Raw genomic sequence first — 22,325 nt, forward strand, 5'->3', positions numbered from 1 at the left:
TCTATTAACTTTCGGACGACTTTTCTTCTTCTCTTGTATACTTCTTCACTGCTGGAATAATGTCATTCCCAATAATCTCTATATTTTTCATTACATCAGCGAAAGGTACTCCACCAAAATCGATTTGTGCTAAAAACCTTTGCATCCCAAATAATTCATATTGATAGAGGATTTTCTCAATAATTTGCTGCTTACTCCCAACCATTAAAGCATCCCTTACATCCGGCGCTTGTGTGAATTGCTGAATAGGGTAACCCCCTCCACCTCTGATCGCTTGAAAGCCACCATTTAGATAAGGATACATTCCTTCAAGCGCTTCTCTAGTTGTATCTGCAACATAAAACAAACTCGTTGTTGCAATTGGATATTGGTTGGCTTGGAATCCATTCTCCTCTAACGTCTGGCGATAAGCATCTACCGATATTTTGAAATTATCTGCTGGACCACCTAATGTTGTTAATACCATTGGAATGCCCATTTTACCTGCTTTAACGGCACTAGCTGGTGGACCGCCAACACCTCTCCAAATAGGAAGTGAACCATTCAGAGGTCGTGGAAGCACTTCAGCATTATCTAATGGCGCACGGAATCTTCCCGACCATGTCACCCTTTCTTCCTCATTCAGTTGCTTTAATAAAGCCAACTTTTCCTCAAAGATATCTTCATAATGAGCCAAGTCTATACCCAATAATTGATAAGCTCCTACTCTAGAACCTCGACCCGCGACAATTTCAGCACGGCCACCTGAAAGCAAGTCAATTGTAGCAAAATCCTCATATACCCTAACAGGATCAGATACACTTAATACTGTTGCTGAACTTGATAATTTTATTTTTTTCGTTGCCTGGGCAATCGCACCAAGTACAACGGTATGTGCTTGAGTTGTAAAATAAGTTTGATGGCTCTCACCTAGGCCAAATACATCAATACCTGCTTCTTCAGCTAATTGACTTGCCTCAATGATTTCATTTAGTCTCTTTTGCGCGGATATTCGTTTGCCTGTTTTAGCACTAGGAATGTGATCACCCAATGAGTACAAGCCGAACTCCAGACCATTCTCTTTATTTATCCGGTATTTTTCCATTATTCATTCTCCTCTATAGGTTTAAGCATCTTTTCTATTTCTTCTCGGCGTTCTTCGAGGAATGGCGGAAGATCTAAAGTTTCTCCTAAATGCACGAGATCGGTATCAATTGTGAACCCGGGACCATCTGTCGCAATTTCAAAAAGGATACCATTAGATTCTCTAAAGTATAGGCTTTTAAAATAATAGCGATCGATAATACCATTTGTTAAAAAACCTTTTTCTCTTACTTTACTTTCCCAATATTTCAGTTCCTCTTCGTCTTTTACTCGGATTGCTAAATGATGAACACTGCCTCGTCCTGGTCTCTCATCTGGTCCATCTTTTTCAATCACCACAATTTCTCCGAACGGTTCTCCTGCTAATGATTGATAGACCGTTAATTTTTCTTCTCGATAAGAAATAGAGTAGCCAAACATATTCACTAGCGTGTCCTGTAACTTCTCGGGTCTTCTCACTGTCATTTCAACTGGGCCCATGCCCATAATTTGATGCTCCTTAGGGATAAGTGATTGAGACCAACCTCTCCAAAATGACAGGCTTTGCTCAGAAACAATAAGCACTAATTGCAAGCCATCGGGATCTTCAAATGATAGACTGGGGCGTTGCGTATATTCTGTAATTTCTCCATGTTTTACTTTTAATTGCTTAAAACGTTCAGACCAAAACAGTAAACTCTCATAGGATGGAACAAGTAATCCAATGCGGGTAATACTATTTGTTCCTTTATGGGTTCTACCTGCCATCGGTATTTCAAAAAATGTTAATTCTGTGCCTGGACTTCCGATTTCATCTCCGAAAAACAGATGATACATAGAGGGATCATCCTGATTTACAGTCATTTTAACCCGTCTTAAACCAAGTATATTCTTATAAAAATGATTATTTTTATTCGCATCCTTTGTAATCATCGATGTATGATGATGACCTGCAATGTACGTCATTTAATCCTCTCCTATATAATGGATTTTTTCTTCTGATCACTATTTTTTTGTAGTTTTGATAATAACTGATAAAGAATCTTCTGCTCATCCTGTGATAGTGATTCATCAAAAAAGGAGGTTTGAAAATGTAATTGAGCCTCATATGCAGCAGCTAGTTTTGTCTTCCCTTTTGCTGTAAGAGAAATTTTTTTTGTTTTCCATTTTACTTCTTTTATAATCAATCCCTCTTTTTCTAGTTTTGAAAGCATTCTAGATACCCCCCCTTGGCTTACGGTTAATTTATCAGCTAGCTCTTGTTGGGTAATGGGTTCGTAAGCTGCTACCTGTGTAAGAACATCAAATTGGGAAGCAGTTAATTGATATTTTTTTAAAAATTCATTAGATAATAAGTTACTTTGATGTGTAAATCTAGCTATCCTCATCCATAATAAAGACCCTAAAGTATGCTTTTTCATTTTTAAAGTCACCTCGTTATATTTATCACTTTACCACTCAAATGATTTATCTTCAAGTAAAATATCTCGAATTAATAATATATTTTTTTCTATTTCATGCTACATTTACAAATAAAACGGGAAGTATGTACATATGAAAGGGGGAATGTAGTTATGAATACTGTAGCGATTATTTTAAATCCTAATGCAGGGAACAAGAAATTAATGAATCAAATTGAAGAAATTGAAACAGAATTAAAAGAAACTTTTACAAATGTGAAAATATATCAAACAAAACAGGAGGGTGACGGCGCTAAATACGTGGAAAAACTTGCGTCTTCAGTGGATTTAATTATCGGCGCTGGCGGAGATGGAACAATCTTTGAACTAGTCAATGCATTAGCACCATTGCAAGAGAGACCAGCATTTGCTATCTTACCTGGAGGCACATGTAATGATTTTTCAAGAACCATTGGCATAAGTCAAGAACCAATATTAGCCGCTAAACAGATTAAAGAAAAAAAGATAAAACAAATAGATATCGGTACTTTTAATAATCAATACTTTTTGAACTTCTGGGGAATTGGCTTAATTTCAAAAGTATCAGAGCAAATGGATAATAATAGTAAAAAACTTGGTAAAATGTCTTACTATATTCAAGCGTCTAAGCTTATTTTTCAAAACGAAGTCTTCCATTTAAAAATTGAAAGTGATCATTGCACCTATGATGATGATGCTGTCATGATGGTAATAGGAAATGGTTCTTATTTAGGCGGTATGCAATCCTTCTTTCCTCAAGCAAATATCCAAGATGGCTTACTTGATGTGTTAATTATTAAACAAGCCAGTATGCAAAATTTTTGGACCTGGTTCCAATCACAAGTAAAAGACGATTATCCAGATAAAAATAATGATGAAATCGTCTATTTCCGAACAAAATCATTAAAGATAGAAGCTCAACCAATTCAAAAAATTGATTGTGATGGAGAATTAATTGCCGAAACACCCACTTCAATTTCTATCTTACCTCAACATATGACAATGGTAGTCGGCGATGTTTGACTAGGAGAGTCTGCTCAACAAATATTTAGTAGGGCAGACTCTCTTGGCAACTCAGTAAGGATAAGTTTCTTATTTTAGTTGCTCTTGCTCAACTGCCCACTCCTTCCTGTATTCATTGTGAGGTGGGATAAAGACAGCTTCATGACTACCTCTTACGACTGAAAAATGATCAACATTATAGTGACCATGAAGGGTTTGATTATGGTGAGCAATTATTTTCTCAGCAGGTAAAACTGTTGAATCAATTGTCGAGTGTCCATCTTTAATTAAAGTAACATCAAAACCATTAACAGTTGCATATCGGACAGCTGTATCAATACAATATTCCGTTTGACATCCTGCAATAATTAGATGTTGAATATTCCTCTCTTTTAAGTAATTTAATAAACCAGTTTCGTAAAAAGCATTCGTCGCAAGTTTATTAAACATTTTTTTGGAAGATTTTTCAGGTACCTTAATTAAGTGATGTACTTGAAAGCCATCTCCACTCCCACCGCCTACATCTAGATCTCTTACAAATATAACGTCAATATCATTTTTCTCCGCTTGTTCAATTAATATATTTATTGTAGTAATCAGCTGCTCTTTTTGATAGACGGGCGTTTGACCGTTTTCCCCCTCAATTAATGCTTCTTGTGCATCAATTATTAATAAAACTTGATTCACTTCACATCTTCCTCTCTATTATTACTTAAACTATACTCATTCCTGCTCTGATTGAAATACTCCTTCTTTACTTAAAGAAAAATTGAAAATTAAATGAAGTTCTCTTTCTTCACTATCAATCAGGAAATTTGCACTGTATCTAGGAAAAAAATATAGGTATAATAATAAAGGTGGCAATAATGTAATGTATATAATAGACTGCCGTGCATATAATAATAGAAAGAAGGGACAACCTCTATTATTTTTCATTAAAAAGGAGTTTTCATATATGCTTGATTCAATAGAAAGACAATTGATGGAAAGAGAATTGCATTTTTTGCAAGATATGAAAAAACATATTACTAACCCCCAAGATCCAAGAATTCATATTATCGATGAACATATCTCTCTTTTGCAAGAAGTGATCGATACTGATCAAGTTGTCGATTAAATGTGATGGTTTCCCAATGTCAAAAAAACTTTCTAGAATCCGTAGTCTTTAAAAAACTTGTCCTTTTATTGCTTGAGCGAGACATTTATTTGATCCATAGATGTTTCTATGACAAAGAAAACTTCTAATTTCCTATGCCCTAAACCTACTTAACTCCTCCATTACCTACCCACTTTATACCTTTTAGTAACTATTGATTAATCAATACAAGTTCAATCTGTGCAGATTTTCCATGACTTTTTAAATAGGTGCTCAAATTCTAAATAAGAAGAGTTCCCCTCCATATTCTTCCTATCATTTGTCCATAAAGAAACTGCACCTCCATTTGTTAGATTCTAACAATTGAGATGCAGTCCAATTTGTTCAGATGAATGATTCATCCTATGCTTCTATACATTTATTTGTGTCTTTTCATCACGATTGGCAACAGTGAAGAAGAGGGTAAAACCAATAAAGGATGTAACGAACAAAATGGCTCCCATCGGTATAGCTGTTGATTCATTCAACCCTACTAATGGAGAAACCGTCGCTCCTACCACAAGAGGAAGCATTCCTAAAATGGCACTTGCACTGCCTGCACGATGTCCTTGGAATTCCATTGCTAATGTAAACGAACTTGTCAAAACCATTCCCATTGAGAGCATATAAATAAAGATTGGAATGACAATTAATGCAAGCGGTCCTTTTATAATCGTCATCAAAAGTAAGAATAATGTCGACGATGCAGCGACTGTGACCGCGATTTTTAACAATTTTTTCTCTGTCACTTTTCCACCTAAACGACCTACGATGGTGCTCCCGGTTATAATTGCAAGTCCATTTATGCCAAATAGAATACTAAATACTTGCGGTGAAACACCATAAATCCCTTGATAAACAAACGGTGTACCTGAGACATAAGCAAAACTTCCTCCATGAACAAAACCAACGATTAAAGCATAGCTAATAAAAGAACGGTCTGTACTCAACTCTGCCATTGTCCGAAACGTGGATTTCAAAGAGCTTGGTCTACGCTTCTCTACAGGTAAGGATTCCTTAAGTTTTAAAAATACAATTAAGAAAATGATTAAACCTATGATTCCTAAGCTTATAAATATCCAATGCCAACTCGCAGAAGGAAAAAGCAAAATGCCTCCCCCTGCAATGGGAGCGACTAACGGGGCAACCGCATTAATGACCATCAATAGCGCAAAAAATTTCGTTAGTTCTCTTCCACTAAATGTGTCTCTAACAACCGCTCTCGATAAGACAACTCCCGCAGAGGCAGTAGCTCCTTGCAAAAATCTTGCAATAACAAGGGTTGTAATATTAGGGGCAACTGCACATAAAAAAGAGGCACCAGCAAAAAGTAGAATAGAAATTAAAAGTGGTTTTCTCCTTCCTTTTGCGTCACTAATCGGTCCAATCACCAATTGTCCAAAAGCCAAACCAATTAAACAAGCCGTTAAACTCAATTGGACCATAGAAGCCGATGTCTCTAAGTCCGAAGCAATACTCGGAAAGCTTGGTAAATACATATCTATATTTAATGGTCCTAATGTCGCTAGCATCCCTAAAAGTAATGCTAGTATCAATCGTTCTTTACCCTTTGGATTATGAGTCAATGAACTCCCTCCTTTCTAATATAGGTAAGAGCTCAACTAACTTATTGATTTCATAAGTGGGTGTAATGTCTGTGTCATTAGCTACTTTTGCAACATTCATCCAACAAGCATCCATTCCAGCAGCAAGACCACCTTTTATATCAGCTACTAAAGAATCACCAATAATGAGTGCTTTTCCACAATTAAACTGATCTATACGCTGGAAACAATAATCGAAGTATGCTTTCATAGGCTTATGAAAACCAGTTTCTTCTGAGATAAAGATATTTTTAAAATAAGGAAACAACCCGGAATCACGTAACCTGCGATTTTGCGTTTGCGCTACACCATTCGTCATAATAAAAAGTTCATATTGTGTCGATAGTTGTTGAATAAGCGAAAGCGCTCCATCTAATTGTTCATGTCCTTCGGATAAGAAATTGCGGTAACTCCGTTCCATTGTTAAGCCGTCTACTTGCTTTCCATGAAGTCGGAAGAACTCGGTAAATCTCGTGTTTAAAAGTTCCTCTTTGCCAATCTCTCCCCGTTCATGCGCATGCCATAACCCTTTATTAAAGCGGTGATAATCCCCTTTTATGTCATCAGTTAATACGATATTTTCTTGTTCAAACAAACGCTCTAATGCCCTTTTTTCCGTATGTCTAAAATCTAATAATGTGTCGTCCACATCAAAAAATAAATATTGATACTTTTTCATATATAGCCTCTCCTGTTGTTTCATTCATATAGGGACGAACCAGCCATTTCCCGCAGGCCCTCCCAATCTTTAATCTGAATCCATTTGTCTTTTCTTTCAACTAAACCAAGTTCACTAAACTGTTGAATCACTCGATTTAAGTGGCGATAACTCGTTCCAATGAGATTAGCAGTATCTTTTAAATTTTTTGTACTATGCATACCCGTCACTAATGAGTGTTCCTCATCAAATGAATGCGATAATAAATAGCTAGCTAGTCTGACTTCTACTGGATAAAGCACATTCAATTTTAAAAAATTTGACTTTGCATTAAATTTATCCGTAATAACCTTTAGCAAAAACATAAGAAACGGTGAATATTGTTCGCAATGTTTACGGAGAAATTTATATGGGATTTTTATAACTGTTACTGAGGATACCGCTTCAACTGTATTGATAATATCAATGTTTTGGATATATTCAATATCCCCGATCAACTCAATCGGTGTTTGAAATGAAAGTACAAGTGTTTTTCCTTCCATAGATGTTGTAAATACTTTTGCTTTTCCTTTTACTACGATGTACAATGCCTTCGCCTGTTCTCCTTGTCTACAAAGCTGCTCTCCCTTTTCTACAGTATGCAAGCTCAGATGAGGATACAGCCTTTCCGGTAACACCTCGTGCAGATTATATTTATCCATATAAAACTGAACGTCCACTCGACTCATGTCCAACACCCATCTCCTCTTCATTCCTTTTCTTATTTAAAGATAACAAACATTTTTTGAAAAGGACATATGTCCCAATAATTCGTACTTTAATAAAAAAATAACAATAAAGAATGTAAGGAATCGATTATTTTTTATGAAGAAATTGTGGGAGGGTATGAAAGGGGGACAAACAATAACCTACAAAAAACGTGAGCCAAATGAAATCTTATTTAAAATCCTCATTTGCCAAATCACCTGAAACTGTTATAGCAGTACGCGAACCATCGCCAACAGCAATCGCTACTTGAGAAGGAGATATAAATGCAGCGTCACCAGTCGCATACACACCAAATATAGTCGTCCGATTATGAGTATCACGAACTACTCTACCATTTACATCTTTCTTGCAGCCTAATCCATATAAAATGGTGCCATTATGTTCCCATCTTGGACTGACAAAAAGGGAATCAACCCTTTCAGTTCTACCATTTGTAAAGAGTATAGCAGAAAGACTTCCTGCTTCTCCAACTAATTCCTTAATCGGAAAATCTATGATAAGGATTTGTTTACTTTGTAACTGATCCCTTGTTCTACTATCTATCGGAAAACCATTAGTACATACTACTATATGTTTAGTTATTTGATGAATAAGTTTGATCAAATGTAGCGAACCAAGATGATCGTATAAAACAGCAATTTTCTTCTCTCTCAACTCCCAACCATCACAATAAAAACAATTATGCACACTTTTTCCATACAAAGAGGCTAATCCTTTAATTTGGGGTAGTCTTTCTCTAATTCCGGTTGAAACGATGATTTTTCTTCCTTCGAATACTTCTTTATCTAACGTCACTATAACGAAAGATTGGTCATTTTTCCTTGCATGGATTACTTCATGATTTTTTATTGTAACAGAAGGGTAATGCATGATTTCCTCATAAGCTGTCTGTCTAAACTGTTCTACTTCTATGCCATCACGTGTCAAAAAACCATGTGAATAGGTGGTAAATCGGTTCCTCGGACGATGATGATCAAGTATCAGTACAGTTCTATTTGCTCGACCTAATACTAAAGCTGCGCTTAACCCCGCAGGACCACCGCCTATAATGATACAATCATACATCATGCTCGTCCAACCCCCTTATATATCATTCAGTAAAAGCTACTTTACCATCCTATGCAACGGCATTTTAAAATATCCTCTCCTTTTACTTAGAATCATATTTTGCATTCGAACATCGTTAATATTAATAACTAAACTGAATTCCATCAAAAAAATCTAAGTAATCGTGATGATGCACTGAAAAAGAAATGAAGAAAACATTTGAACTATTTTTTTGGAAATACTCACGATAAAAGTCCCCCATTATACAAAAATTCTTGTTCTTCTTTGTTATTCTAAGGAAATTCTATAACAAAAACCCTTCTTTTCTCCTCTATCAAAAAAAATAGAAAATAGTTACTATTATGTTGAAAAATAGATTATTTATTATATGGTTTCGAGTGAAGATAAAAAAATGAATACAGAGGAGTTGTGTCGATTTTGATAAGGAAAATTACTTTTTTATGTCTTACTATTATCCTCGTAATTTCTTCTTTACCAAGAATTTATCAGGCAGAGGCAGCAGAAACGAATCATTTTCCAAATCCTTTTAAAAGCAAAGTAGATATTCGCTTATTGGGGACGACTGATATTCACACCAACCTTTCCAACTACGATTATTATCAAGACAAAGAAGTGGAGGATTTCGGACTAGCAAAAACAGCCACATTAATTAAAGAAGCAAGGACGGAGGAGAGCAATAGCTTTCTTTTCGACAATGGTGATCTGATTCAAGGGAATCCATTAGGGGATTATAAAGCTAAGATCAATCCGATCAAACCTGGAGAATTACATCCGGTATTCCAAGCTATGAAGCTTCTAGATTATGATGCTGCTACTGTAGGGAATCATGAATTTAATTATGGATTATCATTTTTAAATGAAACATTAAATGATGCCCCCTTCCCTTATGTGAACAGCAATGTCTATCAAGTAAAAAAAGGGAAAGGGAAGGAAAAGCAGTATTTCCAGCCATACAAAATCATTAGAAAAATAGTAAGAGATGAGAGGGGATTTCCTCACTTATTAAATATCGGTGTAACTGGTGTTGTGACACCACAAATAACTGAATGGGATAGAGCGAATTTAGAAGGGAAAGTCTATACGAAAGATATCGTCCAATCTGTTAAAGAAACCATTCCTAAAATGAAAAGAGCCGGTGCCGATCTAGTTATTGTCCTCGCTCATTCTGGAATGGGAACGGAAAATTATGCAGAGATGGATGAAGATGCTACATATGCGCTAACAAAGGTAAAAGGAATCGATGCTATTATTTCTGGTCATAACCATAAGCTCTTTCCAGGAGACTTTTCAGACTTACCGGGAGTGAATGAAGAGAAAGGAACAATTAATGGTGTACCCGTTGTTATGCCTGGTAACTGGGGTAATCATTTAGGTGTCATTGATTTATCACTTACCACTTCCTTTGGACATTGGAAAGTAAACAATGTCCAGTCTGAATTGCGAAGCGTATATAATTCAGAAAGCGAAACCAATACAATTGCCGATCCAGACATACTCGATGCCATCCAACTTTCTCATGAACAAACTTTAGAATATGTAAGACAACCTGTTGGCAATACGACTGCCAATATTCATAGTTACTTTGCATTAATAAAAGATGATCCCTCCATTCAAATTGTTACAAATGCACAGAAATGGTATTTAGAAAAACAACTAGCTGGCACACCAGAAGAGGGTACTCCGATTTTATCTGCTGGAGCTCCTTTTAAAGCTGGCGGACGTAATGGAGCAAATTATTATACTTATATACCTGAAGGAACGATAGCGATTAAAAATGTCGCTGATTTATATTTGTATCCAAACACGGTTGCAGCCATTAAAATCACCGGCGCTGATATAAAAGAATGGTTAGAAATGTCTGCTGGTCAGTTTAATCAAATCTTACCTGGTGAGGAACAAACACAACCTTTAATAAATGAGCAATTTCCAACATATAACTTTGATGTGATAGACGGAGTCACTTATGAAATTGATGTAACAGAGCCTGCCAAATATGATACTGAAGGAAAGTTGATCAATGAAAATGCGAATAGAATCAAAGGTTTAAGCTATAATGGTTCACCGATTAATCTTGAGCAAAACTTCATTGTAGCGACTAATAATTATCGCGCAAGTGGGCAGTTCCCAGGTGTAAGAAACCAACAATCAGTTACTATGTATCCAGATGAAAACAGACAAGTAATCATTGATTACATTCTTGAGCAAGGCACCATCGATCCTACGGCAGATAATAACTGGACATTCACGTCTGTTTTAAATACACCAAATATTCAATTTGAATCGTCCATAGAGGCTAAAGATTTACTTAATGAAAATAGCCCCATTCAATATATTGGGCCAAGTAATAATGGATTTGGTCTATACTCCATCACAATAGAATAGAGAAGTATTGTTTTTATAAAGAGGCTTCGAGTAATTCTCTTAGCCTCTCTATTAAACTAACAATCATTTGAAAGGAGCGATTTTACATCAGATGACTACGACAAAGAACTTTTCTATCTTGCCCGAAGAGAATCGATTAAATAATATTCACCTCCACCAGATACTCCTAAATATTTCTGATGGTTGCTATTATTTAAACAAGGATATGCAACTTTTATTTGTTAATCGTTCAGCAGAAAATATGTTTAATATCGTAAAAGACGAAATACTAGGCAGAAATATTTGTGAGGCTATACCAGATTTATGTAGGAAAGTATGTAAACAGTTATATCAATCATACAAGAAGCAAAGAGGGATTAGTTTTGACCTCTCATACGCAAATACTAATTATTTTAAAGTGAAAACAATACCCGATACAAAAGGTCTTCTAGTGATTATGCAGGATATAACAGAGACGAAGAAAGAAAATGAAAGAAGAGCTTATTATGAAAAATTACGGTTGATTGGGGAAATGGCAGCTGGTGTAGCGCATGAAGTGCGTAATCCACTAACAACTGTGAAAGGCTTTCTTCAGTTAGTAGAAAAAAATGAAGATTTACTAAAATACCAAGAAATTTTTCTATTAATGATTAATGAAATTGATCGTGTCAATTCCATTATTAGTGAATTTCTAGATATGGCCAAGAATAAGCCTAGTCGAAAAGAGAAGGAACATCTCAACGAAATTATTCAATCTATCTATCCATTGCTAGAGACGAGAGCCATTAAAGAAAATAAAAAAATCCATCTTCAGCTGCACCCTTTACCACTATTAAATTTAGATCAAAACGAGATTCGTCAATTAATTATTAATATGGTAAATAATTCTTTAGATGCAATGCATGCGAAAGCATCTATACATATCAGTACATACTTAGATCGTGGTCAAGTCGTATTATCTATAACAGACGAAGGTACAGGAATTGCCCCTGAAGTAATGAACAAGATTTCTACCCCCTTTTTTACAACAAAAGAAAAGGGAACTGGTCTAGGGCTAGCTATCTCGTTTGCCATTGCCAAAAGAAATAATGCTAATATTGATTTTACTACAGACTCTTCTGGGACAACCTTTTCCATTCGTTTCACGATTCAAGATCATTACTAATTATTCAAAGGGGTTGATTTTCATTCAACCACTTTTTTTATTCCCAAGTTCTGCTGCGATTAATTTCACTTTTTTGTACAAAGGCTTTCTCTAAATCTATATCTAATTTATTCGCTAGCTCGCACACATTCCATACTACATCATATAGCTCTAAACCTAGGCGTTCTTTCACCACTTCCTTATCCTCTTCCCATGAAAGTGATAATACTTCCTTTGCCACTTCACCTACCTCCGTCATTAGAAAGAGTGCACGAGCCTCGACGCTGTTTTTATCAAAGCCTTTTTCTTTACTAAATTGTCCAACCTCTTTTTGTAACTCTGCTATATTAATCATTCGATGCTTACCTACTCCCATGTTTTATTCAATTGCTCGCGATAAAAATGAATCGCTTCTTGATAAGCAGTAATTGATTCATCCCTTGAAGTATTAGCCAATAATCTCAACAAATGATTCATCGCTAATTCATGTTCCCCTAAGTTATATAAAGTCATCGCTAAAAATGTCACTAGTGCTCCGTTATGGGGAAATTGATGGAATCCTTCCTCTAATACTGCTTTAGATTTTTCATATTCCCCTAACGTTCTAAGTGTACTGCCTAAACCAATATAAGCCCCTTCCAGGTCCTCTTTCAATCCTTTTTGAATGGCTTTTTCATAGAGGGGCACGGCTTTTCTTTCTTCACCGAGCAAGTCGTAACTCCAAGCACTTTGGTATAAAAGGTTTGCATCATCGGGAAAAGATTCCAACATCTTCAAAAAAAGCTGATTAGATAATAACCATTCACCTTGCTTTCTTAATCTTAACGCTTCCATTATCTCATCTTGCATACTTGCCTCCTCCCTTCATTTAGACTCTATGAGGCAGAATGTTTAAATAAATCCAGGGATTATAATGTATTTCCCCCAGCTTCAATTTTATTTTATTTTTCCGACGATCACTTCAAGGTCAACCGTAATTTGATTATGATCACCCTCAATAAATAACCTCTTCGTATTTTCTTGCCCACTCCATGTGAGGGGTGTCATTTTTACAAGTTGTTTCTTCTCTTCACTACTAAGTTCTACAGTGTAATGCAAACTTTTTTGACTGATAACATGAAAATGTTCTTTAAACAATTGTAGTATCTCTTGATTATCATAGTGATTATTTTTCGATAACGCACTTCTTAACTCAAATAAATAATTAGGACGGGGGACAACCTTAATTACGATGCCACCCTCTCGTAACACCCTTTTAAACTCCTGATAATTAGAAGGTGATAGAATATTTAATAGCACATCTACAGAATGGTCGGTGAAGGGTAGATTCGCCAAATCCCCAACAAGCCATATCCACTCATCATCATTGCCCGCTGCCATTTTAACTGCTTCTTTAGCAATATCTAAACCGACTCCTACATACTTTTGCTCAGTTACATTTAGCTTTTCTAAGATCATATGTAAATGCGAGCCTTCACCGCAACCAGCATCAGCAATCATCTGTCCTGGACTAAGCTCCTTTATATGCGAAATGATTAATTGTTGTAACGGATTGTATAGTTTTGTTTTTGTGATGATTTGTTTTCTTGCTTCAAATAACTCCTTATCATAATGACTGTTTACTTTATGAGTTAGGACGTTGATATAGCCCTGCTTTGTAATATCAAAACTATGAAGGTGGCTACAGATTAGTCGGCTATTGTCTTCTACCTTCAAATCTCCCTTACAAATAGGACATCTTAATGGTGAATGCAAACGTGTTATTTGCTCAATTCTCTTCTGCTTTTTATTCATGGTTCATTCCTTTCTCAATTTAGTGGGTTATATAGTTAACGTCGAACTAATAATACGCCTCCACAATGAGAGATTTGCTTATAATCTACTTTAAACTTTAATGCTATTAATTCTTCCTTTATTTCCTCATAGACGGTATAAAATTCACTATGATCCCAATCCTCATAACTTCTGTTTTTACATTGATCATGCGCACTTCTTGTTTCAAAGGCAATATCTCCAATAATAATTGACCCTCCTTCATGTAACGAAAAGGAGAGCTGTTGAATCCATTCAATTTTTTTTCTATCTGTTACATGATGAAGTGCATAGGTAGAGATAATGGTATGAAATTTTTCCTTCTCAAATTCGAATGGAAGACCTTCTTCCATATTTTTTTGAAAAAGATTAGCGTTAGGCATTTTTCCCTTAGCAATGGCTATCATTTCTTTTGAGAAATCAATTCCATAGATGTTATGACCGTCATCGTACAATCGCTTTGTTAATGTCCCCGTGCCAAACCCTACATCTAAAATGGTTGATGACGGTTTATGTCCTGCCATATGATATACAAGATTAATTACATCTTGATAACCAGCAAAAGGATAAGCCTCTTTTCCCTCAGATAATCTTACGGATTGATCATAATCCTTCGCCCATTCATCGAACCCTCTATGATTTAATACCAATTAACATTCCCCCGTACCTCTATTATTTTGTCACCTGCACATATTTAATAATTACTTCCTGTTTCATCTCGAACACTTCTCTCCATTTTGAATATTTTTAGTTTATCACATGCCACGTGAATAGTGGGATAACCGGTAATAAATTGCTTTAATACTGTCTCGACAAAAGTTTTGTGAATGAACGAATACAATAAGACAATCTTTATTATTCAATTATAAATACCATAAGCAGTTTGATTAGAAACTCCCCCGCGCAAATTAGTTGAGGAATAATTTATAATTAAAATGAATGGTGTAATAAAATTTCTATGAATGTTTAAAAGTATCTCATTGTAAAGGAGATTTTGGAATTGAGAATACCGATTTATCAAATTGATGCATTTACTAATGAACGTTTTAGAGGAAACCCAGCGGCGGTATGTCCGTTAAATGAGTGGATCAAGGATGAACTCATGCAAAAAATTGCAAATGAGAATAATTTATCTGAAACAGCCTTTTTTGTAAAAAAGGAGAATGAATATGAGTTAAGATGGTTTACTCCAAAAGGAGAAATAGATTTATGTGGGCATGCCACATTAGCATCAGCTTATGTCATAAACTCATATTTAGATGAGAATTTAAAAAATATAAAGTTTACAACTAAAAGTGGAGTTCTAGAGGTTATTAATGAAGACGGCCTTTATACTTTATGTTTCCCTTCAAGAAAAGGGAAACAATCTAATCCCCCAGAAGCTTTGATTAAAGGTTTAGGTAAAGTACCTGAAGAGGTCTATAAATCTAGAGATTACATGGCAGTATTTGAGACAGAGCAGGATATTTTAACTCTTGAATTAAATATGGATGAACTAAAAAAATTAGATGGTTTTGGTGTAATAGTGACAGCTAAAGGAAAAGAAGTAGATTTTGTATCAAGATTTTTTGCTCCAAAGGCTGGAGTAGACGAAGATCCCGTTACAGGATCTGCTCATTGTACTTTAGTTCCTTTTTGGAAAGATAGATTGAATAAAGATAAGCTTATCGCATTACAATTATCAGAAAGAGGAGGAAAACTATATTGTACTGATTTAGGTGAGAGTGTAAAAATAGCTGGAGAAGCTGTAGCTTATTTAGAGGGGTATATAGAGGTTTAAAAAGAGTTTCTAAATTTATGTTCTCCAACAACAGACAGCGTTAGTACAACCATAAATGATTTTGGTTGTTATTGTAAATGAGGCCATTTGTTGTACAAAGGGAGGATAGATTGAGCATATTTTCTATACTCAACTATCCTCTTTAAACAAGTATTATATCCATTAATATCAATAGTATATTAGAATGCTGCTGTCCAACCAGCATCAGCAGTAATGACCGTACCATTCACGAAGCTAGATTCATCCGAAGCTAAGAATAAAGCCACTTTCGCAATTTCTTCCGGCGTACCAACACGTGGCATGACTGCAGACGCTAAACTTGTACGACTCATTCCGAATTCATTTGGTTGTTTTAAGGCTGACGCAATATTTGTTGCCACCCCACCCGGTGCAATAGCATTACAACGGATTCCTTCTTTTGCATACATGAAACCAGTGTTTTTTGTTAAGCCAACAACTGCATGCTTAGATGCACCGTAAGCTGCACCAGCATGCGCACCGTTTAAACCACCTGTTGAAGCTGTGTTTACAATCACGCCTTTTCCTTTTTCGAGGAAAATCGGAATAGCTTTGCGCATAGCTCGCATCACACCTTTTGTATTGATATCAAAGATAAGATCCCATTTTTCATCTGTAATATCTCCTACAGGTTCCATTGCATCCATGATACCTGCATTATTGACTAGAATATCTAACGTACCGAATTCTTTTACCGCAGCATCAATCATTCCTTCAACTTCATCTAATTTAGCAATATTCACACTAAGAGCTATTGCTTGACCACCATTTGATTTAATGGTGTCCACAACTGCTTCTACACCCTCTTTATTTAAATCGGCTGCAACCACTTTTGCACCTTCTTTTGCGTATAACTCAGCAATTGCTTTTCCCATACCAGATGCTGCACCTGTTACAATGGCTACTTGATCTTTTAGTTTCATAGAAAATTACCCCTTTCATTTATGCACTTTCATTAAAGCGCTATCAAAATAGTTTGTACTCTTTCAGTTTAATCTTCTATAATTTAAGTAACAATATGCAAAACAGATAGCATTTGTTCAATAATAAATACATTGGCTATCACTTGTATATTAATAAAAGTTAATCAACAAAGGGAAGGTGAATTGTTGATGAAAAATGATCGAAGAATTCATAAATCTAAAAAAGGGCTAAAAGATGCTCTTATTACTCTAATGGCTGAAAAAGAGTTTGAAAAAATCACAGTGACTGACCTTGTACAAAAAGCGGATTTAAATCGCGGCACCTTTTATAAACATTTTCAGACGAAAGAAGAATTATTGGAAGAATTAACTAACGATATACTAGATGACCTTATTCGGAGCTATCGCGAACCATATATCGGCATTGGAAAATTACATATTGAAAATTTAACAACATCAAGTGTAAAGATTTTTGAACATGTATATCAATACGGAAGTTTCTATTCAGTTATGATTCATTCTCACGCACTCTCCGGATTTCAAGATAAGATTATTTCCGTTTTAACACAGCTTTCCTATGATGAAATTGGCTTTGATCATATCCCAAATGCCATTAATCATGAATTATTAACAAACTATCATGTATATGGCCTCTATGGACTTATTATTTCCTGGGTAAAAGGAGGCTTTAAATATAGTCCGACTCATATGACGGAACAGTTGATAGAAATGCTGAATTATACCTCTAAGCTGCCAATCGTTAATATTAAACAGAAGGAAGAAAGAAAACCTTAAAACATTCGGAAGTCAGGGCGCTACTTTTACGCCATTAACCATGTATTGATGAAAAATTCAATTCGCTCACCTGAAGGATCCGGTAGCATCTGATCTATAAATAATGGTTAAAGAAAATAACTCGGCGACTTGACACTACTTTTAGTCGCCTACTCGTCAGGTATCCAATTAATTTTTTCTACCGTCATGGATTTTTGACGCGTTTCTTACCTTTTCCTATCAAATTTTTCTCTCGACACGGATTTTTGACGCGGTTCTTACCTTTTCCTATCAAATTTTACCCTCGACATGGATTTTTGACGCGGTTCTTACCTTTTCCTATCAAATTTTTCTCTCGACACGGGTTTTTGACGCGGTTCTTACCTTTTCCAATCAATTTTCACCATCGACATGAATTTTTGACACGCTCCCCCCCCTATTCTGATCATCATCACATGCACTAAATGCGAACTGGAAAGAACAAACATCGAACTGCCCACTGCCCAACTTGCACAGCAAATAAAAAAACTCGAACACTGTATTGTTCGAGTTCAAATGATGCTAAGATCGCATACTTAATTACTTCAAATTAAAAATAATCCCTACTAAAGAATAAATAATTACCGTTGAAAAAAGGACTGTCATATGGATAAGTGAATAGGCGAATAAAGCGTTTGCCCATTTCTTCGGATCCATCTTCTTATAACCATAGATACTAAGAATTAACCAACCAATACCAAGTAACAATGATACAAGCGTTAACCCAGGGCTTAATGGCCAAAATAAAAAGCTTGTTAAAATTAACAAAACAAGATAGACATTTGTCTGTAAATAGGTGCGACGTATTCCTTTTACAACAGGTAACATCGGAACATTTGCCGCTTTATAGTCATCATGTTTACGAATGGCAATCGCATAAAAATGTGGCATTTGCCAAATAACTTGAATGACGAACAAGCCTAATATTGCCGGGTGTAAAATATCTGGATGAATAGCAGCCCATCCAATTAAAGGAGGCATTGCTCCGGAGATACTCCCAACTTCCGTATTATAAATGGTTCTTCTTTTTGTCCACATAGTATAAGGTACAACATAAAAAAACCAACCTAAAAAACCGAGCAATCCTGCTAGCGGAGTTGCTAATGATAACAAAATAATACCTACTAATCCCATCACTGTCGCTAGAATTAACACTGATTTAGTAGTGATATCTCCTGTTACTGTTGGTCTAGTCTTCGTACGCTCCATGATAGAGTCAATATCTCTATCATAAATATTATTGAAGGCACCGGCAGAGCCGATAATAAAAATAGAGCCAAATAAGGCAAATAATATTGCTGGTATTTTGTCTAAAATACTATAATCATACGTATATAAGGCTAGCGTTAACCCTGCGAACATCGGAAACAAATTGGATTTAATAATCCCTGTTTTAATGGTAGCAGCTAGAATTCTTGTAATTGGTTGACGCTTTTCGAGTTGCTGCATTGAATTATTCATGCTAATACCTTTCTCCATAACAAGAGGAACTTTCCCTTCCATAAGAAATTTCAATTATATTGTAACACTAAAAAAGTATTTATAACTTTTTAAGTAAACCTTTTCACAATATCTTCAAAAAGAAGTGACAATCTATAGCTATAAAAATACAACCTCTTCCATTATAATCATAAGAAAGACATTTGACTAGATACCCCTAGATGATTGAATAAGTATGAGAAAAGGAGAACCTCATGACTGTATTATACGGCATTATAATCTTTTTACTCATTGTTGCTATTGTTGGTACTTTGTTATTGACAAGTCGCAGTGATGACAATTATCGATCTTCTACAAAGAAAAACAGTAGAAACCTTTCACTTATATATATTATCCTGATTATCCTATCTATTATTGCACTAGGTTTATATATTATCATTTACTAATACTTCTAATGAAGGAGATGATTATGATCAACCAACAATTAACTGAAGTGACTACCATTCATACAATGCTCCCAAACTATTGGCCACATTTTATCGCTTCACCTTATGCCTATTATGATCATGAGTCTGTTTGTTTATATCATCATCCGCATTTTAATGGTCAAGAAGTCATACTCCCATGGAACAATCAATTTACGGGCTCTACCTCAATAATTTTCGAAAATGAAGTAACAGCCATTGTCGACATAAATAATCTTAATAAAGAGGAAGTATACGCCACCCTTATTCATGAGCTTTTTCATTGCCATCAATATCATAAGAAAGAAAAGCGTTTTCCCAATGAATTAGTAGGAATTGCTTATCCTCTTGAAAGAGAAAATATTCAATGGAGAATCCAAGAAAGAGAGTGTCTTAACCACGCATTACGTATTACTAATATCAATAGACAAAGAGAAGCGATTCAAGCCTTCATATATTGGCGAGAAAAAAGAAAAGAGCAGTACAATGAGTTGGTACAGTATGAAAGCCGTATTGAAACAATTGAAGGACCGGCGTTTTTTATCGAATTCCTTGCATATAAAGATATCGTCAACCAAACAGATGAACTGGTACTTGAGCGTTATATTAAGTCATTAACAGACTACTCTATTATGACAAATAGAATAAGACATAGTTGCTATCCCTCAGGTTTAGCTCTTTGTTTATTACTTGAGAAATTCTCTCCACAATGGAAAGAAGAATTATTCGAACATCAACTAACTATTTATGAAATCTTACAAAAAGAATTTGAACCAATAGCTAGAGCACCAAAGAAAATGCATCTGCCATTTTCCTTAGACGATCTTATTCAGGAAGCTGAAATGAATAAAGAGCTTGAAATTAGCAGTTTTAAAAAAACAAATGGGTTCCTTCTAACACTGATAGGCAAAGGAAGGATTCAACAATTTGACCCTATGAATACCATACAATCGCATAAAAACTTCCTTCATAAAAACGGTATGACCATACGTCTTCAAGAGCAGTCCATATATTTTTCACGACCTGTATTAGCCTTAACAGAAAATAGATTAAACGATGTGTTACAGCTACAATTTGTCATTAATCACCCTCCGGAACAGACAATAGATGGCATCTTTATAGAAGGGATTGGCCATTTTTTGGGAGAGATCAAGCAAGTGGGTAATAACATCTATATCATATTAAGTAATTAACCTATGAATCAATATTGAACATAGTTTTGGAGAATTTCCTTCCCCTTATCCCATATCATCTTTAGCGCGTTTTTCCTTAGCGAATGACGCCTAATTTTTTTCTGCTCGGATCTTCTTTTTAGCTACAATTCTCCCTTTTTTTTTCTTCTTGAGTAAGATATACATCTGTTTTATATTTTCACGTAATCAATTTCCACTTACAATGAACGGCAGATTACATTGAGATTATTTCAAGCGACACTTCTACTTTTACGGCCATTCCATTTTCACTTCTATAACCTGACCCTTTATCTCTTTTTTATAAATCACAAACCTCATCCTTTCCAAAAATAATTGCCTTGGTATCAATGACCAAGGCAAAACATCATTCATTATCTTAAGGGGTCATAAGGAGTAAGATCAAATGGTAAAGTATGATTCAAAGCGATTTCACTAGCTACTACGCCTATATAAGGACCCATTGTTATCCCCGACGGCCCCAAGCCTGTGGCTATAGTGACATTATGATGTCCTTGCAGTTTACCTAATAACGGAAGGGTGTCGGGTCCCATTGGTCTAAAACCTACACGCATCTCGGAAATTGAACTATTTTCTAATGATGCTGCCATCTCCAGTCCTGCTTCAATTACTTCTTTCACTCCTCCAGCTGTCAATCGATAATCAAATCCTGCCCCCGCTTCTCTCGTTGCACCTACAACGATTCTTTGATCATCAAAGGCAAGCATATAGTAACTAGAATCCGGTATAACAACTGGCCAGTCTGAAGTAATATGTTCCTTTACACCGAAATGAATAATTTGCCCACGTTGTGGTTTAATAGCAATAGAACAATGAAGGGGTGAAAGAAACTCATTTGTCCATGCGCCAGTCGTTACAATGATTTGGTCACACGCATATAATTCTCCATTTACCTCTGCACCAACTACATGCCCATTCTTTAGAGTAAGACTTGCTTTGCCTTCTACAAATTGAGCCCCATGTAAGGAAGACGCTCTTTGCATCGCTTGACAAAGTAAATGTGCATCCACTCTAGCTCCCCCACTCACATAAAGTGCTTGATATTCTATATTCAATAGCGGGAATAAACCTCGTGCTTCCTCCCCTGATAAGCGCTTAATATCTCCTACCTCAGGCGTAGCCGCAGCTCGTTTGCTCATTGCCTCCGCTTGAAATTGTTTTATTACCTCATCCTCTTTGCTTATTGCCAGTGCACCAACCTGTTTATATCCTATATCCCATTCACCATCATTTTCTAATTCTTTAGTGAGCTCTCCATAATACAAAGCTCCCCTTCGAGCCAATGTATACCAATCTGGATGTTTATGATGAGTAATCCATGGACAAACAATTCCAGCTCCTGCAGCAGATGCCCTACCTTCATGGTTCGCATCAATTACAGTAACATCGATGCCGTTTCTACTTAAATGATAAGCAGCACTCGCTCCAACTATGCCTGATCCGATAATGATCACCTTAATTGTTAACATCTCCTTAATCAAACTGTGATATTTGCCGTTTTTTTATGAACGGCACCCTTTTTTTGAGAGGATTCACTATGTATACATATACTAATATAAAGGCTACTTCAGAGGTCCATTACAAATTTTATAGAAGGAGGAATGTCCATTGATATCTTTTAAA

The 22,325-nt window shown here is 35.7% G+C and carries 23 protein-coding genes; 8 read left to right on the forward strand and 15 right to left on the reverse strand.

The features are described from left to right. Positions 1–4: 4 nt before the first annotated feature. The 3 genes from MKY26_RS22275 to MKY26_RS22285 are packed head-to-tail and all read right to left on the reverse strand — an operon-like array spanning position 5 to position 2,483. A complete protein-coding gene (locus MKY26_RS22275) occupies positions 5–1,084 on the reverse strand; it encodes an LLM class flavin-dependent oxidoreductase (RefSeq protein WP_341099266.1) in 1,080 nt (359 codons plus the stop codon). After that, positions 1,084–2,028 carry a ring-cleaving dioxygenase gene (locus MKY26_RS22280; protein WP_095370264.1) on the reverse strand — a complete coding sequence of 315 codons (945 nt, stop codon included), beginning with the start codon at positions 2,026–2,028 and terminating at the stop codon, positions 1,084–1,086. The genes MKY26_RS22275 and MKY26_RS22280 overlap by 1 nt, the downstream gene beginning before the upstream one ends. A gap of 11 nt (positions 2,029–2,039) precedes the next feature. Then, entirely contained in the window at positions 2,040–2,483 is a 444-nt protein-coding gene (locus MKY26_RS22285) for a MarR family winged helix-turn-helix transcriptional regulator (protein ID WP_095370265.1), read from the reverse strand. A 153-nt stretch (positions 2,484–2,636) separates the two neighbouring features. On the opposite strand from MKY26_RS22285, the gene MKY26_RS22290 reads away from it, so the two are divergent. Further along, entirely contained in the window at positions 2,637–3,524 is an 888-nt protein-coding gene (locus MKY26_RS22290) for a diacylglycerol/lipid kinase family protein (protein ID WP_307318637.1), read from the forward strand. 69 nt (positions 3,525–3,593) lie between these two features. On the opposite strand, the gene MKY26_RS22295 is transcribed toward MKY26_RS22290, so the two are convergent. Further along, entirely contained in the window at positions 3,594–4,190 is a 597-nt protein-coding gene (locus MKY26_RS22295; RefSeq protein ID WP_095370267.1) for an isochorismatase family protein, read from the reverse strand. A 268-nt stretch (positions 4,191–4,458) separates the two neighbouring features. Between MKY26_RS22295 and MKY26_RS22300 the strand changes: the two genes are divergently transcribed. After that, positions 4,459–4,620, forward strand: a complete 162-nt coding sequence (locus tag MKY26_RS22300; RefSeq protein WP_157733771.1) for a hypothetical protein — start codon at positions 4,459–4,461, stop codon at positions 4,618–4,620. A gap of 389 nt (positions 4,621–5,009) precedes the next feature. Here MKY26_RS22300 and MKY26_RS22305 read toward each other — a convergent pair whose 3' ends face one another. The 4 genes from MKY26_RS22305 to MKY26_RS22320 all read right to left on the reverse strand — a co-directional run bounded on the left by MKY26_RS22305 (position 5,010) and on the right by MKY26_RS22320 (position 8,736). Further along, the gene (locus MKY26_RS22305; protein WP_095370268.1) at positions 5,010–6,224 is read right to left on the reverse strand and encodes a Bcr/CflA family efflux MFS transporter; all 1,215 of its coding nucleotides are present in this window, start codon (positions 6,222–6,224) and stop codon (positions 5,010–5,012) included. Next, positions 6,214–6,921, reverse strand: coding sequence for a YjjG family noncanonical pyrimidine nucleotidase (locus MKY26_RS22310; RefSeq protein ID WP_322909977.1), 708 nt, complete (start codon positions 6,919–6,921; stop codon positions 6,214–6,216). The genes MKY26_RS22305 and MKY26_RS22310 overlap by 11 nt, the downstream gene beginning before the upstream one ends. Before the next feature lie 20 nt (positions 6,922–6,941). After that, positions 6,942–7,628, reverse strand: coding sequence for a Crp/Fnr family transcriptional regulator (locus MKY26_RS22315; protein ID WP_095373514.1), 687 nt, complete (start codon positions 7,626–7,628; stop codon positions 6,942–6,944). A 208-nt stretch (positions 7,629–7,836) separates the two neighbouring features. Further along, positions 7,837–8,736: an NAD(P)/FAD-dependent oxidoreductase gene (locus MKY26_RS22320; RefSeq protein ID WP_341054591.1), complete on the reverse strand. Its 900-nt coding sequence runs from the start codon at positions 8,734–8,736 to the stop codon at positions 7,837–7,839. Positions 8,737–9,153: 417 nt separating this feature from the next. Between MKY26_RS22320 and MKY26_RS22325 the strand changes: the two genes are divergently transcribed. Both MKY26_RS22325 and MKY26_RS22330 read left to right on the forward strand, forming a co-directional pair. Continuing rightward, positions 9,154–11,118 carry a bifunctional 2',3'-cyclic-nucleotide 2'-phosphodiesterase/3'-nucleotidase gene (locus MKY26_RS22325; protein ID WP_445293145.1) on the forward strand — a complete coding sequence of 655 codons (1,965 nt, stop codon included), beginning with the start codon at positions 9,154–9,156 and terminating at the stop codon, positions 11,116–11,118. Positions 11,119–11,209: 91 nt separating this feature from the next. After that, on the forward strand, positions 11,210–12,262 hold the full coding sequence (locus tag MKY26_RS22330; RefSeq protein WP_095370272.1) for an ATP-binding protein: 1,053 nt from the start codon (positions 11,210–11,212) through the stop codon (positions 12,260–12,262). A gap of 37 nt (positions 12,263–12,299) precedes the next feature. Here the strand turns inward: MKY26_RS22330 and MKY26_RS22335 are convergent, their stop codons facing one another. The 4 genes from MKY26_RS22335 to MKY26_RS22350 form a co-directional block, all read right to left on the reverse strand. Next, positions 12,300–12,593 (reverse strand): MazG-like family protein, encoded by a 294-nt coding sequence (locus MKY26_RS22335; protein WP_095373515.1) that lies wholly within the window; start codon positions 12,591–12,593, stop codon positions 12,300–12,302. 14 nt (positions 12,594–12,607) lie between these two features. Further along, the gene (locus MKY26_RS22340; RefSeq protein WP_095370273.1) at positions 12,608–13,090 is read right to left on the reverse strand and encodes a tetratricopeptide repeat protein; all 483 of its coding nucleotides are present in this window, start codon (positions 13,088–13,090) and stop codon (positions 12,608–12,610) included. An 87-nt stretch (positions 13,091–13,177) separates the two neighbouring features. Then, the gene (locus MKY26_RS22345) at positions 13,178–14,035 is read right to left on the reverse strand and encodes a putative RNA methyltransferase (protein ID WP_095370274.1); all 858 of its coding nucleotides are present in this window, start codon (positions 14,033–14,035) and stop codon (positions 13,178–13,180) included. 35 nt (positions 14,036–14,070) lie between these two features. Then, positions 14,071–14,703: a class I SAM-dependent methyltransferase gene (locus tag MKY26_RS22350; RefSeq protein ID WP_095370275.1), complete on the reverse strand. Its 633-nt coding sequence runs from the start codon at positions 14,701–14,703 to the stop codon at positions 14,071–14,073. A gap of 350 nt (positions 14,704–15,053) precedes the next feature. Between MKY26_RS22350 and MKY26_RS22355 the strand changes: the two genes are divergently transcribed. Continuing rightward, the gene (locus MKY26_RS22355; protein ID WP_341099272.1) at positions 15,054–15,833 is read left to right on the forward strand and encodes a PhzF family phenazine biosynthesis protein; all 780 of its coding nucleotides are present in this window, start codon (positions 15,054–15,056) and stop codon (positions 15,831–15,833) included. Between the two features lie 179 nt (positions 15,834–16,012). Here MKY26_RS22355 and MKY26_RS22360 read toward each other — a convergent pair whose 3' ends face one another. Further along, positions 16,013–16,774: an SDR family oxidoreductase gene (locus MKY26_RS22360; protein ID WP_095370277.1), complete on the reverse strand. Its 762-nt coding sequence runs from the start codon at positions 16,772–16,774 to the stop codon at positions 16,013–16,015. A gap of 189 nt (positions 16,775–16,963) precedes the next feature. Here MKY26_RS22360 and MKY26_RS22365 point away from each other — a divergent pair, with 189 nt between their 5' ends. Continuing rightward, complete coding sequence (locus MKY26_RS22365) at positions 16,964–17,569, forward strand: TetR/AcrR family transcriptional regulator (protein ID WP_233435297.1); 606 nt, start codon at positions 16,964–16,966, stop codon at positions 17,567–17,569. A 558-nt stretch (positions 17,570–18,127) separates the two neighbouring features. On the opposite strand, the gene cyoE is transcribed toward MKY26_RS22365, so the two are convergent. Next, positions 18,128–19,048 (reverse strand): heme o synthase, encoded by a 921-nt coding sequence (gene cyoE, locus MKY26_RS22370; RefSeq protein ID WP_307317071.1) that lies wholly within the window; start codon positions 19,046–19,048, stop codon positions 18,128–18,130. Between the two features lie 233 nt (positions 19,049–19,281). On the opposite strand from cyoE, the gene MKY26_RS22375 reads away from it, so the two are divergent. After that, positions 19,282–19,473 carry a hypothetical protein gene (locus MKY26_RS22375; protein WP_095370279.1) on the forward strand — a complete coding sequence of 64 codons (192 nt, stop codon included), beginning with the start codon at positions 19,282–19,284 and terminating at the stop codon, positions 19,471–19,473. A 23-nt stretch (positions 19,474–19,496) separates the two neighbouring features. Continuing rightward, on the forward strand, positions 19,497–20,684 hold the full coding sequence (locus MKY26_RS22380) for a hypothetical protein (RefSeq protein ID WP_095370280.1): 1,188 nt from the start codon (positions 19,497–19,499) through the stop codon (positions 20,682–20,684). Between the two features lie 371 nt (positions 20,685–21,055). Here MKY26_RS22380 and MKY26_RS22385 read toward each other — a convergent pair whose 3' ends face one another. Then, positions 21,056–22,171, reverse strand: a complete 1,116-nt coding sequence (locus MKY26_RS22385; RefSeq protein ID WP_341099274.1) for an NAD(P)/FAD-dependent oxidoreductase — start codon at positions 22,169–22,171, stop codon at positions 21,056–21,058. Between the last annotated feature and the right edge of the window lie 154 nt (positions 22,172–22,325).

The sequence above is a fragment of the Cytobacillus sp. FSL R7-0680 genome, assembly GCF_038009245.1.
Classification (GTDB): Bacteria; Bacillota; Bacilli; order Bacillales; family Cytobacillaceae; genus Cytobacillus; species Cytobacillus kochii.